This is a genomic window from Microbulbifer variabilis (genome assembly GCF_023716485.1).
Taxonomy (GTDB): Bacteria; Pseudomonadota; Gammaproteobacteria; order Pseudomonadales; family Cellvibrionaceae; genus Microbulbifer; species Microbulbifer variabilis_B.
Genome location: NZ_CP092418.1, coordinates 2,872,181 through 2,888,363 on the forward strand (window position 1 = coordinate 2,872,181; position 16,183 = coordinate 2,888,363).

The 16,183-nt window shown below is 47.7% G+C and carries 19 protein-coding genes; 1 reads left to right on the plus strand and 18 read right to left on the minus strand.

The window, feature by feature from the left end; all coding sequences use genetic code 11:
- Positions 1-43 precede the first annotated feature (43 nt).
- The 18 genes from MJO52_RS12865 to MJO52_RS12950 all read right to left on the minus strand — a co-directional run bounded on the left by MJO52_RS12865 (position 44) and on the right by MJO52_RS12950 (position 15,330).
- Positions 44-1,582 (minus strand): right-handed parallel beta-helix repeat-containing protein, encoded by a 1,539-nt coding sequence (locus MJO52_RS12865; protein WP_252082059.1) that lies wholly within the window; start codon positions 1,580-1,582, stop codon positions 44-46.
- Between the two features lie 189 nt (positions 1,583-1,771).
- Entirely contained in the window at positions 1,772-2,878 is a 1,107-nt protein-coding gene (locus MJO52_RS12870; RefSeq protein WP_252082060.1) for a hypothetical protein, read from the minus strand.
- 150 nt (positions 2,879-3,028) lie between these two features.
- A complete protein-coding gene (locus MJO52_RS12875; RefSeq protein WP_252082061.1) occupies positions 3,029-3,361 on the minus strand; it encodes a hypothetical protein in 333 nt (110 codons plus the stop codon).
- Between the two features lie 209 nt (positions 3,362-3,570).
- Entirely contained in the window at positions 3,571-3,867 is a 297-nt protein-coding gene (locus MJO52_RS12880; RefSeq protein ID WP_252082062.1) for a head-tail joining protein, read from the minus strand.
- Positions 3,868-3,874: 7 nt separating this feature from the next.
- Positions 3,875-4,246 (minus strand): DUF2190 family protein, encoded by a 372-nt coding sequence (locus MJO52_RS12885; RefSeq protein WP_252082063.1) that lies wholly within the window; start codon positions 4,244-4,246, stop codon positions 3,875-3,877.
- 98 nt (positions 4,247-4,344) lie between these two features.
- Positions 4,345-6,393 (minus strand): ClpP-like prohead protease/major capsid protein fusion protein, encoded by a 2,049-nt coding sequence (locus MJO52_RS12890; protein ID WP_252082064.1) that lies wholly within the window; start codon positions 6,391-6,393, stop codon positions 4,345-4,347.
- A gap of 9 nt (positions 6,394-6,402) precedes the next feature.
- Complete coding sequence (locus MJO52_RS12895; protein WP_252082065.1) at positions 6,403-7,887, minus strand: phage portal protein; 1,485 nt, start codon at positions 7,885-7,887, stop codon at positions 6,403-6,405.
- Positions 7,887-8,102 carry a primosomal replication protein PriB/PriC domain protein gene (locus tag MJO52_RS12900; protein ID WP_252082066.1) on the minus strand — a complete coding sequence of 72 codons (216 nt, stop codon included), beginning with the start codon at positions 8,100-8,102 and terminating at the stop codon, positions 7,887-7,889. Before MJO52_RS12900 ends, MJO52_RS12895 begins: the two co-directional genes overlap by 1 nt.
- Positions 8,103-10,133 carry a terminase gpA endonuclease subunit gene (locus MJO52_RS12905; protein WP_252082067.1) on the minus strand — a complete coding sequence of 677 codons (2,031 nt, stop codon included), beginning with the start codon at positions 10,131-10,133 and terminating at the stop codon, positions 8,103-8,105.
- A complete protein-coding gene (locus MJO52_RS12910) occupies positions 10,078-10,599 on the minus strand; it encodes a hypothetical protein (RefSeq protein WP_252082068.1) in 522 nt (173 codons plus the stop codon). Before MJO52_RS12910 ends, MJO52_RS12905 begins: the two co-directional genes overlap by 56 nt.
- Before the next feature lie 86 nt (positions 10,600-10,685).
- Positions 10,686-11,405, minus strand: coding sequence for a hypothetical protein (locus tag MJO52_RS12915; RefSeq protein WP_252082069.1), 720 nt, complete (start codon positions 11,403-11,405; stop codon positions 10,686-10,688).
- Complete coding sequence (locus tag MJO52_RS12920; RefSeq protein ID WP_252082070.1) at positions 11,395-11,604, minus strand: holin; 210 nt, start codon at positions 11,602-11,604, stop codon at positions 11,395-11,397. Before MJO52_RS12920 ends, MJO52_RS12915 begins: the two co-directional genes overlap by 11 nt.
- Positions 11,601-11,969 (minus strand): 3TM-type holin, encoded by a 369-nt coding sequence (locus MJO52_RS12925; protein ID WP_252082071.1) that lies wholly within the window; start codon positions 11,967-11,969, stop codon positions 11,601-11,603. The genes MJO52_RS12920 and MJO52_RS12925 overlap by 4 nt, the downstream gene beginning before the upstream one ends.
- Entirely contained in the window at positions 11,969-12,346 is a 378-nt protein-coding gene (locus MJO52_RS12930; RefSeq protein WP_252082072.1) for a D-Ala-D-Ala carboxypeptidase family metallohydrolase, read from the minus strand. The genes MJO52_RS12925 and MJO52_RS12930 overlap by 1 nt, the downstream gene beginning before the upstream one ends.
- A gap of 213 nt (positions 12,347-12,559) precedes the next feature.
- Complete coding sequence (locus tag MJO52_RS12935; RefSeq protein WP_252082073.1) at positions 12,560-13,324, minus strand: substrate-binding periplasmic protein; 765 nt, start codon at positions 13,322-13,324, stop codon at positions 12,560-12,562.
- Between the two features lie 210 nt (positions 13,325-13,534).
- Positions 13,535-13,921, minus strand: a complete 387-nt coding sequence (locus tag MJO52_RS12940; RefSeq protein WP_252082074.1) for a hypothetical protein — start codon at positions 13,919-13,921, stop codon at positions 13,535-13,537.
- A 322-nt stretch (positions 13,922-14,243) separates the two neighbouring features.
- On the minus strand, positions 14,244-14,963 hold the full coding sequence (locus MJO52_RS12945) for a helix-turn-helix domain-containing protein (RefSeq protein WP_252082075.1): 720 nt from the start codon (positions 14,961-14,963) through the stop codon (positions 14,244-14,246).
- A gap of 136 nt (positions 14,964-15,099) precedes the next feature.
- Positions 15,100-15,330, minus strand: coding sequence for a hypothetical protein (locus MJO52_RS12950; RefSeq protein WP_252082076.1), 231 nt, complete (start codon positions 15,328-15,330; stop codon positions 15,100-15,102).
- Positions 15,331-15,430: 100 nt separating this feature from the next.
- Between MJO52_RS12950 and MJO52_RS12955 the strand changes: the two genes are divergently transcribed.
- Positions 15,431-16,090 (plus strand): LexA family protein, encoded by a 660-nt coding sequence (locus MJO52_RS12955; RefSeq protein WP_252082077.1) that lies wholly within the window; start codon positions 15,431-15,433, stop codon positions 16,088-16,090.
- Positions 16,091-16,183 lie beyond the last annotated feature (93 nt).

The following is a 16,183-nucleotide window of genomic DNA, read 5'->3' on the forward strand; positions in this document are numbered from 1 at the left end:
TTAGAACACAACTTTGCGGACCCAAAGCATCGACTTTTTAGAATTAGGAGCCACCGTATACCGTTTCTTCTTGCAAATAGTTATTCTTTACAAATTTTGATGTAACAAAAAAAGTTGAAGAGCTCTCATCGTCGCACCACTGCCATAAATCTTTAGCTCTAGCTGCACAGATGTCCTGACTAACATTTGAACCATACGTTGTATCGAACCACTTCGATGGAAATTCTTGGGCATTTGGATAAGAAGATCTAGCCGGGCAACTAGTTGCAGATATCTCGCATCGGTTTGATAAGCCTAAAACCTGGCTACAGGTATTTCCTGGTGCTTTACTGTCGGACAAACACCTATAATAAGCGTCAGTATTGCCTGAGAAATGAGCGACGGAAGAGTGATTGGAAACAAAGGTCCTTCCACTTGCGTTTGTGGTCGATGTTCGCGTGACATTATTAAGAACGCTTATACCTATAACAGGCGAGTTAAAATCAGATAGAATAGCATTCCCAATAGCAAGGTCATATACGGAATTATGTTCAATTCCAGAATCATTCAAGTCTGTCCACGTGGTGCCATGGAAGGTATTCCCAATAACAGTTTGAAAGCTATCCATTAGCTTTATCGAGGTAATGTTATTGATAAACGCATTGTTACGAATAACATTAAATTTGGAATAATCGAAGTATTTATCAATATAACCGCCGATTGTTTCATCACTACAGCCCGAAATAGTCTTACCTTGTCGCGATGCTATAATAATGGCCGCTCCTGCATCATGGTTGTCATGATACTTGAAGACGTTATCCTCTATTATGTTGTTATTGGCGTGCATCGCTCGGTAAGTATTGGATTCACCACAATTTTTATAGGTTGTAATTGCCGCATATTTATTGTCAACGAATGTATTTCCAGATATAACATTTCCAGATGATGCATCAATGGCAATTGCTTCGCGCCCCTCTGTTCCGCCAGAAAATCCATTATGCAAAAAATATGAATCCACCACCTTAGTCCGAATACTATTCGCCTCTAAGTAAAGCCCCGACAATTTAGTATCTTTTATTAAGGTGTTTTCAATTAGAAAATCCTGACTATAAGGACCAACAATAACACCCTCACCATTGCCATCATCACCACCTTCAGTATTTTCAATTGTCACATTACTAATCGTAAACTTTTTAAGACCTGTTATGTAGTTAGCTCCTGAAATACCTAAGGTAGAAGGCGCCAGAATCAGTCCACTTTGATAATTCTTGAATTTACAATTTTTTATGACTACGTTTTCCAATGAACTCATGGAGTCCAGTGCTCGGGAAACATAATTTTCCGGTGCCGACAACATACCATCGAAAGTGTTCCCACCGCAATCCAATACAATATTGGATGCTTTCACTTTAAACCTTGTACCGTAGACAACTTCTTCTGTAGGGCATAAAGTAAGACTCTCATTTAAGTTAATAAGCTTTTCATCATTTGCTACATTTTGAATGGGCACGCTATCAAGCGTTACGCAAGCAGCCGAATTAATGGATAACAGCGACCATATTACTCCGCCTATCGTAGCGACCTTACTTAAATACTTCTTCACACCTAACTCCCCTTTATGCGGATAAAAATCTAACAGTTAATTTTAGATACACACCTAATATGATTTTCCGCACTGAACCCTTACCAGAAAAACAATAAAAACCAAATTGAATTCAACGACCTGACATCCATCAATCGTACACCCTGCATAGCAGGTGTAACCTTGCCCCACATATACTAGACAAAAAACCTAGGGCCAATAAAACTCTGCATATATTAACTTATGATCCGGAAAACATTCAGAGCCAACACATAAAGCATCTTTTGCCTCCGCCGATAAGAGAGGAAAAGGATAGCCATTAGGAGCGTTAACAGGCAGAATTTTCTGTTTAATTAAACCATTTGGCGAGTAGTAGAATATGTAATCCAATTTAGACCCATCTACCATAACATGCCCACCGCTACCAGAACCTTCACTCCTTTTCATATATGTGTACTCAATTTTTTGAGTAGCTTCAACGGTCCCATCAAAATATTCATCAAACAATTCAATCAAATCATCGTAGTGTGACGTTCCAGACCTGATATTAAAATCCCCGGAGAATATTATTGGCCTAGGCTCTCTCTGATAGGCTTCCTTCATATCTATCAACATTTGCTTTACATCTGCAACTGCCAGGCTGGCGTCACCATGAGTAGCATGAATATTTACAAACCATAGTTGTTTTTCAGACTCAAACTCCAATAGAGTTGTGACATATCCTCTAGATGTCTTTTGATCATCGCTCAACCCTTTTCTAAGCACCTTATACATAGTCTCACGAATTTTAGGTCGCGTTATAATGGCATTCCCAACGTAAACCCCTGACATCTCACCATTAGACATTGAATCTTGTGCTTCACCTGGAACACCCCCGTAGTTATCCATAGGTCTGAGACCCAAAAAAACATTTTCAACTTCAGGGAGAAAATGATCACCAATCCTCTGCACCAGCGGAGAACCATCTCCACATGTCCGCTCAGACTTATTATCTATTTCTTGAAAAGCAAAAATAAAATCTTCTTCCTCCCCCACAACCTCACTCAAGTATCGCAAATATGATTTAACCCTTTCGTTATATTTAGTAGAACCTGTTTCACAACTTATATTAACATGGGCTGCGGCCCCACCCCCTACACTTAAATCGTAATGCTTAGTAAGGCCAGCCCATATATTTTGACTAACAACCTTAAAGGTTTCCGCATAAACACCACCCGGCAAAAACGATAAAAAACAAAATAAAAATACAGCTATTTTCACTCTTCCCAAAACAAAAACCTCAAAGTAGAATTCTTCACAGACAGAAGGTAAAGCCACTTACTCACCAAATCTACGCACGTTGAATCCTACTGCACACGCAATATATAAACGCCACAGGAAAAAACGAACAAGAATAGATTGACAATAAGGAAACTTATTAAAGAAAAGCGCTCAACTCAGAACTCTGAGCTACAGCGCCTTTAGATTTTACGATTTCACAACAATGCCAGTGACCAGCGGGTACTCCTTCCCGAACTCATCTGTAAAACAACCCTTTACATTTAAATCTATCTTTTTGTTTGCCATCATGGCTGCTAACGCCATACTAATGATTTTTTCATCACCACCATCATTATCGTTAAGCAGTCTTTTATGCTTTGTTGGCTGCGCTCCAGGACATTGAGTAGCATCGTCATCTTCAACGGTAATAAAACCGTAATCTGTATACCAGCGAACATCGACAATTTTAGTATTGTATATCCAAGCGGCAGATGCCTGAGCATGAAAAATTAGAAGAATAAAAAATAATACGTATTTCATAACTTACACTCAAAAGAAAATAACGACATGCTCTAAGAAACCTCTTCACATCTATCAACCTTATATCTCGCCCCTTCCCCTTAGATAAAAAAAACGGTCGATAAATTCTGATAGACAGAAAGAAAATTGAATGTAAATCGGTTTCAGTACAGCTCTGCCATTCTCTCAGCTTCTCCTCTAATTATAAAGTCGCCACAAAACGCACCTCATTAATCAGCTACCAACACCCGCCAAACAACCCCATCATCCGACAGTCGCTTACGCACTGCATACTCCACACCGCCAAGCGTAATCACCGCCTCGGTGTTGTAAGCCCCTACCTCACTCACCAGCAGGCTTAACTCAATGCGCGGCACCCGCACACGCTCATCCTCATCGAAGTCGTCAATCTCTTGATCCTTGATCACGCGGCAATCAATTGGCTCAGCACCGCTACCATCGGTATAGGTAGCGGGCTTGCCCCATTTGCGGAACGCGCGCTCTGCGGCTCTTTGGTCCAGATCCATAGATCACCTAGGCCTTCACGGTGCCCGGTACGCCGGTAAACTTCACCGCTAAGCTGGTAACACCATCGCCGGCAGCCTCTGCGGCAAAAGCGGTAGGGCCAGTGATATCGCCGGTTGCGGCTGTTGCGGCGCTATCGTCAAAGGCTGCTGCAGAGATATCCCAGGTGAGCGACTCGCCCTGGCCAATCACCGCGCCGGATACTTTGGGCACGGTGAATACGCCTTCAATAGCGATCACACCAGATGCGCCCACGGCGATATCATCCATCGCCACACCCAGTACTGCGCCTACTGCTAGCACCTGGCCAGAGGTAATTACTGAGCTGGTACTGTTGGTGACATTCAGCATGCGCCCATCTTGTACAAAATTAGTAGCCATTCTCTTTCTCTCAATTGAGTAAATTACTAAAAGCAAAAAGGCCGCGATGTGCGGCCCTTTTCGGATTCTTTAAGGTTTGGTTCGGTTTGAGCTGGGTATTAGGTCTTGGGCGTTTTCACCATGCTTTTTGCATCCCAGGCTTTCGAGGCTGCGTCGAGGCGGACTTTGAATTCCACCCCGTCGATATTCCAGCCGTTTTGCTGCTCCAGTACTGGGGCTTGCTGGCCATCCAGGTAAAGCACTTCGATGGTGTCATGCGCTACCGGGTCGGCATTGAGGTACCAACCATTGTGCCCGCTGAGGCGACCATCGGAGATCACGCTGGCAATATTGCGCACACTGTTGGGTACAGTGTTGGATTTCTCTGCAGCACCCACTTCAAACTCTGACTCCAGAGCAACCTTTGCGGCACCCTCGTCGGCAATATCACACAGTAGGAATTTAGGGCGGATATTTAGGAAAGCGGTACCGTCCTTCTGTTTGCCCATCAATACCCGCGCGGCGTCGATGCTGGCTGTATTGATGCCTGCCTTAGCAGCTAGGTTGCCATGGTCGGTATGGAATAAGGCCTTGCCATCGGCCATTTTGGGATTGTTGATCAGGATACTGAACACCAGATCCCCCACGGTGCGAATAGCAGCGAGACCCATCTTTTGCGGAATGCGGGTGAAGGCCCCTAGGTCGTCATTGATAATCGCCTGGCGCGTAATGGAGAAGAGTTCCCCGTAAGTGGCCAGCGCGGCAGTTTCGGCGCGCTCGCCGATACTCACATATTTAAATTCTGCCCCGGGTGCCACTTGGCGCAGTGAGGGGAAGGTGCCGAGGTCTGTGCGGGTAGCTATCTTGAAATCGCTTAAGTTTCCAGTGGCGGTAAACTGCGGGAATACTTCCTGGGCTTCCGAGTAGCCCTTCAGCATCGATTTATTAGCAATATTGCCCAGGACGGTAGCGAAGTCACCAGAGCTATGGGTAAAGGCTGCGGCAACCACGCCCATTTTATCCAGGCCCGCTAAATTCTGTCCGTGGGCGTGCATAAACATACGGGCAATTTCCAGCATGGTATAGCCGGCCAGACTGTTGCCCTCTGTGCACTTCTCGCCAAAGGCACGCATGGCAATGGCATTCTCAGCATCCGCCTTGATGCGCTTAATGCCCTCACCTTCCTGCACCACTACGCTGTAGCTTTGCACTGGGGTTGGGGTTTGGTTACCCAGGACTGTGAGCAGTTTATCCTTGGCCTTTTCAGCGGTGCAGTCCATATCATTGAGACATTCCTGCATCACAACACTGTGCGCTTCAAAGCCTTTAAAAACTGCTTTGATAGTGTCTTTGCGCTTTTGCTCATCTGCTGCAAATTGTGCCCTGGCATCGGCGGCAATTTGCGCTTTCATTTCTGGGGTAACCTCGGTCGCAGCGGTTGCAGCTGGCGTGGTGGAGGTAGGTGTAGTCATGGCTTGCGCCTCCTGGCTATGGGTTTGGTTTGGATTGCCTGCAACCGCAGACGGGAATCGAATATCCGTAGGCCCCTGCATTACCAATGCACTAATAGCTTGGGGGGTATTTTTGAATTGGTTTAAATGATCGGCACTGAAGCTTGCAGCCATTTCAATAGCTGTCGTGGTATCGGTGGCGAAACCGGCTTCCACTGCCTCAGCACCGGTATACCAAGTCTCGTCATCCATCACTTGGCTGACTTCCTCATCCGACATTCCAGTGCGCGAGGAATACAGGCTAATCATGGTGGTTTTAATTTTTGCCAATAGGCTTTTGGTTTTTTCCAGAGCGCGCTCGTCACCGCGAACGCCGGCACTGGGGTTATGCACCATGTAATAAGCATTTTCGGCAATATGGACGGTATCCCCAGCAAGGGCGATCACACTGCCCATACTCAAGGCGACACCTTCAATCCAGGTTTCCACCTCTGCCTTATGATCTTTGAGCAGGTTGTAAATAGCGGTACCGTCGAACACATCACCGCCGGGGCAGTTGATGTGTAGATTGATCTTGCTGACATCACCGAGTGCTTTTAGATCTCGTGCAAAATCTTTTGCGGTCATATCCCAATAACCGATGTAGTCATATAGATAAATATCGGCTTCACTGGTATTTGCAGCAGCGGTAATGCTGTACCAAGATTTTTTAGGCATTGCGGTTTCCTACTCGGAATCAGTATTTTCTGCGGGGACCGCAGTGCGTTTAGTTGGGGTGGTGATTTTGTTTTCTCGCAGCTTTCTCTGCCAGGCAGCGGTTTGCTTAACCACATCGTCCGGCTTCTTACCACGGCGGCGAATGGTCTGCTGTGGGCTGGCTAGAACATTTTCCAGCAGCGTTTCATCGGCGCTGGCTTCATGTACCGGATTAATCCAGGGCATGACCGGGGTAATAAAATCGACGTGCATTAACGAGGATGGATCGACATCTCTCGGCACTTTAAAAGCATCGGCCAGTAAGCCCATCTGCACCCAGCGCCGGGTTGCCGGTTCAACGATTTCCTCACAGAATTCCAAGCTAAGGGTTTCGTAGTTTGTCCACTGCTCTACCAGCTCCTGGCGCTGTGCGCTGTAGGTGCCGTTGTAGTTTTTGCTAATGCTGCTAAAACTGGCCATGGTGCCGGTGGCAGCCATGCGCTGCATGGTTTCTAAAAATGGCGTTAGCAGACCGCTGGGGCGATTGCTTTGAATGGTGCCGACGGTTTCCCCTGGGCGTAGATCGTCATAGATGGCACCGGCACGGATATCGAGGGTACGGTTTCCTTCATCATCCCAATCGTCATCATACTGATAGCGATCAGGGCTGCCCTTTTGAATAAAGCCAACCATGGCTGATGCAATTTTGGCAGCGACACGCTCGTTTTCTTCATAGTCTTTAATATCAGTAAGGCGATTCATTACCGCTGCAAAGATGGAAACCCCTCGGGTTTGGTGCAGTCTGCGTACAAATTTCAGGTGCTCGATATTTTCAGCGCTGTGGAGCCTGCGCTTCATACGCCAGTTAAATGAAGCCCCTGGATGTTCGTCATATAGCCAAAACCCTGAAGGCTCGCCCCAGGCAGATTTTTGAATCCCTTGAACAATACGCTTGCTGGGATCGTTGTAATCCACCGGCAAGAAATCTGGCTCCAGGCATTCGATGGTGTAAGGCACCGGGGTGCGGTGCTTTAATCCGGGTACTGTGCCCTGCAGGTGCCGCATCAGCGTTTCACCATCTCTCAGCCAGGTATTACACAGAAGCCGCTGCGTTTTCCCCCAGCTAAACTGCCGAGTACATTCCGGGCGCCTTGCCCATTCCTTGTGGGCATCATTCATTTGGCTGGCGAAATCATCGTGGATATCGCCATCCCAGGTCTTGGGTTGGAATTCCACATCAATGCCGCGCGGGCCAACAATGTTGTTTACCAGGGTTGTAAGGATGCCAAAGGCAAAATCGTGGTTTTGCTCCAGATGCCGTGCCTGGCCGCGCAGGGTTTCCACACTGCCTTCCAGCACCAAATCCCCGCTGCGGTTGTCACCAGGGTTTTTTCTGAGTCGGCTGGGCCGCGCAGCTTCATAGGCTGCAGCAACCTCCAGGGCGCGACGAGCTTGCACACGGCGCAAGGCAGCCTCGGGCGCAAAGAACCCGATTACAGAATCTAATTTATTCATTAACAAAAATTCGCGTAGGCAGGCCCAGGGCGTTTGCCGGCAGCCTTAAATTTTTCTTGAATGTCACGGCGCTCCCACTCCTGACGCCCTGCGCGGATTTCCTGCAGGTTCTCGGCTGTAAACTGGCGGCCATTGATTATCGTGGATTTACCGGCGAGCACGTCTATCTCGGCCTCAATATAGAGGTCGACCATCTCTTGTGCGGTTTTAGACATTTAACTATCCAGTAGAGAGCCTGCAGGCTGTGCAGGCCGCCGTGGTTTCTTAGTGGTTGGCTTAGGTTGTTTAGGTGTTTGAGGAGATTCCGGTTCACTGAACAAGGTACGCTGGCCCAGGCGGGATTCGATAATGGACCATTTTCTTTCATTCCATTTGTGCATACCCATTACATGAGCTGCATGTAAGGCATATACCTCAGTATCTAGCCCTTCATTACTCTTTCCAGGCCTTTTCTGCCAGGCTTCCTTACCCAAGTGTTTTTTGCTTGGTGCTTTAACTTCAGCGGTAACTTGCTCCCAATAGTCTTGTCGTACATGTTTACAGCTGTGCATATAGGCACTGGTGCCTAACAAACGCTTAGCAATCAAGTCCTTGGCTTTGTGGGTACCGACAAAGTAAAGTTTGACTTCAAAAAAGTCTGCTTTAGTACGTCGTCTGGAATCCGCATATTCGACTTGCCTCGGAGGTGTATATATCTCCTTGCGCCCGTAGTCGTTACTATCCCCCTTTATGGCCATCACCTGAACACTACGGTATTTTTTATCGCGAGTTCGTGCCCAGTGATAGACCGCATTACTGGTTCCACCATCACCGGAATCTATACTTACGGCCGTTGCACGGATCTCGCCAAAGCGTTCATGCTTAAAGCTTTGGAAAACTAATTTATCCAGAGCTGCCCAACAATCATCTTGTTTATCCGCAGTATCACCATCAATTTCGCCCCAGTACATTTGCCAACTTTCTTCATTGCGGCCAAAAGCACGAATAGTGATTGCTAATCGATCGTGTTGGACATCAACACCAACTGTCACGAGCAACCCGCCTGTAGGACAAAATAGTTCCGGGTAATCATCAGCCGACTTTTCAAGCTCCTCATGATCCAGCATTTGGCTGGCTGCGTATTGATAAGGGCGGCCCAGTTTGTTGTTCTGGAAAACAATGCGTGCAGATTCATCGCCGCTCTTTGCTTCGTGTTCGGCTTCAAGAAAATCCCGCACCACATCGACAAGGCCTGTACCGGGGATACAGACATAAAGCTCCGATAGCTCCATAAAGGTCTCTATCGGTTCGATCTCATCTTGCTTAAAGTCTTCACCGCATTGGGTCTTTACCCAGCCTGCAAAGTCATCGCCATTTTCCAGGGCAGTTTTGCAAGTCTGCAATATATTGGCCTGACGGCGGTAGTCATCCCAGGCGCTGCCACATTCTGGACAGGAATAAACAGCAGTTTCTGGTTGGTTCAAACCAAATACCGGGTGTGGCGTGCCGCCCTCTTTCTCTAACCAACTGACGTTTTTCCAGTCCAATACATGGGACTCACCACAGTCGTGACAGGTAATCGGTAACACTCGCATGGTACCGAGTTTGGTGTAGTGCTCCACCTGGGAAAGATCGGCAACTGCAGGGGTGCCGCCGATAATTAATTTCTTATTGCGCATCCGCTTGAGGCGTTCGCGCAGGTGGCGGATGGAGTCGCCCTGATCGCCGACATCTTTGTTGGTATCGTCTGGCTCTTCTACATAGCCCCGACGCGCTGATGTAGATTTCACATTGGAAATGGAATTGGAGCCAATGGTACGCACCTCGCCGCCAGGGAATTTCTTGCGCGTGGAGCGGCTGCCGCCTTTGCGGCTAGTGGTGACATCAATCACCCGGTTAACCGCTGGCGAGCCTTCGATTATCGGCACCAGCTTTTCATCCATAAACAGCCGCCCTTTTTCATCCTTAGGAAACAGCATCAGGATTCGAGCTGGCTCGGTTACGGCAACTTTGCAAATATCGGTGGCCAGCAGAACCGTCCAACCAATTTGCGCGGCCTTCTGCATAACCACCATCCACGACACTGGATTATCCAGTGCATGCATTACGCCCCAGAAATAAGGCACATAATCGTTGCGGTAATAGCCCGCGTTATCGCTATCCTCAGACGGCAGTTTGATATTTTCCGGTAACCACTCAATCAGAGGAATCTTAGGCTGCGGTATCCAGGTCTGGCGCACCTCCTCCACCAGCCTCTTTAGGTTCAATCTCGTAACTACCAATAGCTTTGAGGGCAGCGTCAATGTTTGGCTGTAGGGGTTCACGGTCGACGGTAATTGCATGCTGGCTCTCGATAGCAATAACGATGCTTTCCACCGCTCCTAGAAATTCATTCTTTCCAATGGTCGACCACTCCACCATCGCTTTACGCACGGACTCAATATCAAGGATTAATTGATCCTGCTTATACAACTCTCGCATTTTTAGTTGAGCATTCGCCTCAGATTCAACTGCCTGAGCCATATCACGACGGTTGCGGGCTTCATTCGCTTGGCGGCCTGCGGCCTCGGTTCGCAGACGCTCACAGTATTCATGAAGCCAGACTCTGAAACTGGCACCTTCCGTAAAAAGCTGAGCTTTGTAATGCTTGGAAATAGCAGGTTGAGAAGCACCAACCAGGCGAGCGAAACCAGACTGGGTTGCCTGATCATCAAGTGATAGGTTTTCAGCCAAGGTATAACCCCCTAGGAAATTTCAGATATCTGTTAAAAAAACGGGGTCCGAATCACCCGTGTGTTGGCCCCCTCAGGAGGACCCGTTCAACGTCTTTTTGCGGTCGCAATCGCATGGTCCATGGCCTTATCCAGCTCTAATGGCAAATGCCTACGGGCTATGCCTTCAGCTATTCGAATAAAAGGGAATCGCTTGCGGTAGTCTGGCTTCCCCTTGAGGAATATCAGGATGGGCTTAACCGTTGGCCGGCGTTTGCCGCCTGCCCTCTTCCAAACGCCTAAGACACCATTAACTTTGCCAACGAAATATTTGCCCTTCTTACCCTGCGTACTACCTGCACCACCAGCAGTGCCAGAGTTGCCCCGTAATTCAGCCAGAATTTTTTTATAGGTTCCGACTGAGATATTCCCATGCTTGTTTAATCTCGCCGCCTCGCCATGCACCACATACATACCAGCAGGCAGGACACCCATGTGCCGCAGGGCACGCTCAAAGCGCTTGTCGTTCCGGTTCACATCCATGACCGACGGAGCCAGATATTTACTCGGTGCAGTTCCATTGGAAACCTGATCACGTATAAAGACTTTGGCAATACCTGACCGCTTAGTGGCTTTCTTTACCAATACAGAGTTCAGCGTTAATTTTGCCGGGTTTGTAAATACACGCCCCATCGCTGAGCGCTCTTCTCCCCGTATACGAAAGGCCACGTTATTTAGGGCAACCGAACTGGCATAGGGTAATTGCTTTTTTAATTCTGCAGATGCTTGATCAAACTTTGAAGTATCCAGCTTCACACTAACGTGCATCGTCCCCGCCCTGCAGCTCCTGCAGCTTCAAACGCTTGTGGTTGTAATACCAATTAACCATTAAACCTGCCGCAGCTATCAGCACACCAGCAAGACCAAGCCAGTTGTTTGCAAGCCAACCCGCGAAAGTTCCAGCACCAATAGCAGTCATATAGCCAGCCTTATCCGCTATTTCTCTGAGGGCATCCTGAAGTGTCATGACTGCTTCCAGGCAATAGTTGCCTTCTCAACGCTGCGCCCCACGACATAACCACCGAGGCCGATTTTTACTATTTCCAGAAGGGCGAGAGTCTGGTTCTCGCTGAGGTTTGGCGCTGTCCACCCCAGCCAATGAAAGACGATCAGTCCCACGAATGTGAGCATTGTTACTGGCCGCCAGTTTCTTTGTAGCCATGACTCTCCCCCAGCTTCTGCAGTGATTACCTGGGTAGCCGCTCTCAGCTCCTCCAGGTCCATTGAGATTAACTTTGAATCCACCTGCGCCTTTAGGCGATTGGCTTCTGTCTTATCTGGGAATGCCTTGTCTATAACCTTGCCGAGTAAGCTGGATATAGCGGAAATCATTAGTAGCTCCACACCGTAGGGCGCGCACGCTCGCCAGGAATTGAATCAAGGTCATCCAAATGGATAAACCGCTTTTTGATCGGCCCCTTCTGCTTCACCCCTATACCGCTGAAACCTTCTTCTAAGGCAACTTTCATAAGCTCATGTGCTCTGCCTACAGCCACAGAAATATCAACAGCTTGCCCGGTGGCATGAGTCATGGTCGCATTTAATCGTTTGTTGTGAGCTGGGCAACGATAACCGGAATTGATAACCATTGGCTTGCCGAAGCGCTCCCTGACTCTAATCAGGCGCTTTAGCGTTTCATCTTTAAAATGATTTTTGCCACAACAACGACAGGCCAATTCCGACTCTGAGAAATAGTCGTTTTGGAGCATGGGGGTCTCAAATTTCAGGCACAAAAAAACCGGCTTAGAGGCCGGTTCTAGAAAGGATGATCGGTCGCTACGCATACAACTCGACAGCTTGCCCAAGATTATTCTTTTGATGGCTAGCTGTCAATAAATACAGTTTGTATGTATGTATGCACAGAGTAGAAATTAGCGTATCAGTAAATCCTAAAAGCTTCTAATAGCATCTAGATCATCAGCTCATTCGCAGATATTCGCCTTTTCCTGAATACCATGCTTCCTAAGAAGCTTTGCATATTCACCTGTAGAACAAAGACGGGCCAGCCCTTTATTGAACTCATCTCTGGTCTTTTCATCCTTAAACGCCATTTTAAATTTCGATACCGGTAAAAAGACCTTGTGAGTATCCACCTCATCCATTGAGTGCCCCTGATTCATGGAGAAGTGAGTAAAAATACTCTTATCGATAATGGCAATAGAATCTTCGTTCTTCCAGAAATCCCGGACCTGATCTCGTGAATCTTGTATCTCGACATAATTTTTGCTACCTGCCCCTCCAGGCGAGAAAAGGCGCTCAAATTCTGGCCCTAGATCCAGGTGAGCCCCCTTCCAGGCAATGACATGGTGCCCTACAAGATCGTTCACATTATCTATTTTAATATCTTCACTCTTGCGGCTAATTGCGTAATTAACAAATCCAACATAGTTATTTGAGAAATAATGGCCACCCGCCTCGCCATGCTCATACACATTTGTCTCAGCATCTGCTATGCCATTTTTAATAGCATTTTGAATATCCCCCCAACCCATCTGCAAGAATTTTATTGAATACCCAGGCAATGCCTGCTGGATTATTTCGACTTCAAGCCCACTCTTTGCGTTATCAGCAACATAAGGAGGTGCATCATTAGCTATAGCGACTTTTAACTCCGACGTATTAGCAAATAAAGGTAACCCAAGCAGCAATGGGAACAAGACTAACAGCTTTAAGGTCTTGTTTCGCATAGTAAAACTCCTTAATAGCAGGAAATTCTTAATACTTAAATAGCAGGTTAGGCCAAAACATAGATACTATGTAAAAATACAATATCGAATACAATCGACCTTAACTGTTAATAAGGCTTAATAATTAAGGCGCCAATGGCCAGAGCAAATTGGTATAATAAAAAATTGTACTTAATTAACTGGAAGGGAAAGGGCCTTTCCTCATCCTTGCTAAAGCCGCTCTCGCATCTTGTAGCCCACTTCTATGCTGGACTCAATGATTTGGCATAGAATCTTAATGCTAGCTACCGATTTTTTTGCCACCTTTGCCACCTCTTGCAATTCCCATCTTCGGAAGTAACGGAGCCAAAATACTGTTAACTCAATTCTGGCCTTATCTTGGTTATTGCGCCCCTTTACCGCTCGAAGGTACATACCAACAACTTGGTCAGTTTCTTCCGCCCTTCCCTCGTTCACCGGTTCTGGATTCTCTCGATAATTTGACTTCATATTCCTAGCAAAGGAGGACATACGGGGCCAAGATACTGAATCTCCTGCTCTCTCCTGGTAGGCTCGGGACCACTCCCACAACAGTTCACGTACACCTAATTCGGACATTGCCCCTCCCCCTTCGAATCTTTAAAACCAAGAACCAGCTAAGCACCCCATCAAGCAGCCTGCGGCATACTCTCGAAATAATCCTGAAGCCGCCTTTCGGCTGCATGCAAATTGTCTCGGTGATACGTCCCCAGGTAATTTATGTGGCCCTGGTTTATCCAGAATTGGGTAACCACCGTATTCGCGAACACAACCTCCACAAGGTGAGCGTACTTGGTGCGGAATACGGCCAGCGGGCTGCTGGGGTTGGTTGTGGAAATCCTTTCGATGGCTTCTGGGATGGTGACTGCGCACATGGTGAGCTCTCCTTGATGATTGGGTTTTACCAATTGGTATCCGTTGCGATTTCTACTGCGCTGAGGTTTCGCGTTAGCCGCTGCCCTGACGCCTGAGGTTGGGGTGCGAAGTACTTCTCGCGTTTTAGCCAGTTGCGCCAGGTGGCGAGCCAATCGAGTTTTACGCCCCTCTGCCCGGGCTGGGATATCCAGTAATCACGGAAGCTTTCGGCAATGTCGTGGATTCGGGGGATTAGGTCTGGGCGGAGGCGCTGGGCTTCGGTGCGGAATTTGTCCGTGAGAATCCAGTTTCCAGGCAAGCGTGTGCCGCGTTTGGGGTTGGCGCGATTTGGAACTGTGCCTCTCTCTACTGGTTTCTTATTGGTTCTTACTGGTTCTATAGAGAAGGACGTGTTGTCATTTTCACCGGTTGGGTGCACAGATTTCACCGGTTCGTGTTTTATTTTCACCGGTGAAGATTTTTCACCGGTGAAATCATTGCACCGGTTTACGTGTAAAAAGAGGTTATAATTGGTCCTGCGCCCGTTGGATTTTTCGGCGCTCAGGTAGCCCAGTTCTTCCAACTCTTCGATGGCATTAATCACCGAACGCTTTGTACATTGCGCAACGTCGGCCAGGTAGGCATTGCCCGGGTCACACTGCCCGGTATCACTGTTATGGCAATCAGCCAACGCGATTAAAACCAGCTTTGCTGTTGGTGTTCTGGTCCTGCGTTTAATGGCCCATGCCGCAGCTTCAAAGCTCACCACCCACCTCCTGTATAAATTTCCATATAGCGCACCGGATTACCGCCCTACTCCACAAGCAGCAGAATTACCAAGTCACAACAGAGGAATTTGAAAATGATTGTTCTTCAGGCTTCGCCTGCAAACTCATGCTCAGTTAACTTGCTTGCTGAACGTTTACAGGCTTTTCGTAACGCTCCGGATATAAAGACTCGAGTTCGGAAATCATCCCACCAGATGCTTTGCACAATCTCTCCGCCAAACCTCGCCCAACTGCACCACGAGCAACAGCAATTTGCTTGAAGTTGGCAAAGGTGGTTCCAGCCTGCATAGCCACCTGCTCCACCCTTTCTTTTGAATACGTGTAATAGAACTGTCGCGGCGTCATTGGTTAGCCCTCCTTGACGAGACAATAGGGAATTACTATTCCTCAGTCAATAGTGTTTCCCTAATAACGGTTAGCGTTTTCCTAATGGCATAATTAAGCGATGGAAATCAAAGACATCCGCAAAGACAACCTCAATCTGCTAGCCGACAAGCACGGCAGGAATACCATTTCTGAGAAGCTGGGCTACCCAGACAACAACTACATCAACCAGCTCTGTGGCGGCCACACCAACATTGGATCCCGCACTGCCAGGAAAATTGAAGCTGCTCTCGGGCTGAAGACTGGCTGGATGGATTGGCCACAAGCTAATGAGCCCGACGTATCCACATCCGACAATTTGACAAAAGGTCCAGAAATTAAGGGGCGCATCCCACTAATCAGCTGGGTGCAAGCTGGGCAGTTTTGCGAAGCGATGGATCTCTTACAGCCAGGTGACGCCGAAGAGTGGCTACCCTGCCCTACACCCCACTCTGATTATGCTTATGCGTTACGAGTGAAAGGTGACAGCATGGCAAGCCCATATCCTGGGCAAAGAAGCTACCCAGAAGGGATAATTATTTTCGTCGACCCAGAAAAACCCGTGGCAAACGGTAGCCGCGTAATCGCTCGCTTGAATGGCGAAGCTACCTTCAAGACATTTGCGGAAGATATGGGACGTTTATTTTTGCGCCCCATCAATCCAAATTATCCCACACTCGACATCACGGATTTAGAGGTGAGTTTTTGTGGCGTAATCATTGGATCCTTCTACCCGGAATAACTCTTCTACCAAAGCTCTTCAGCTAGCGGTTGCACACAAACGTGCGACCGCCATCTCAAACAATGCAATGTAATTTTCTTTACCCAGCCTCTA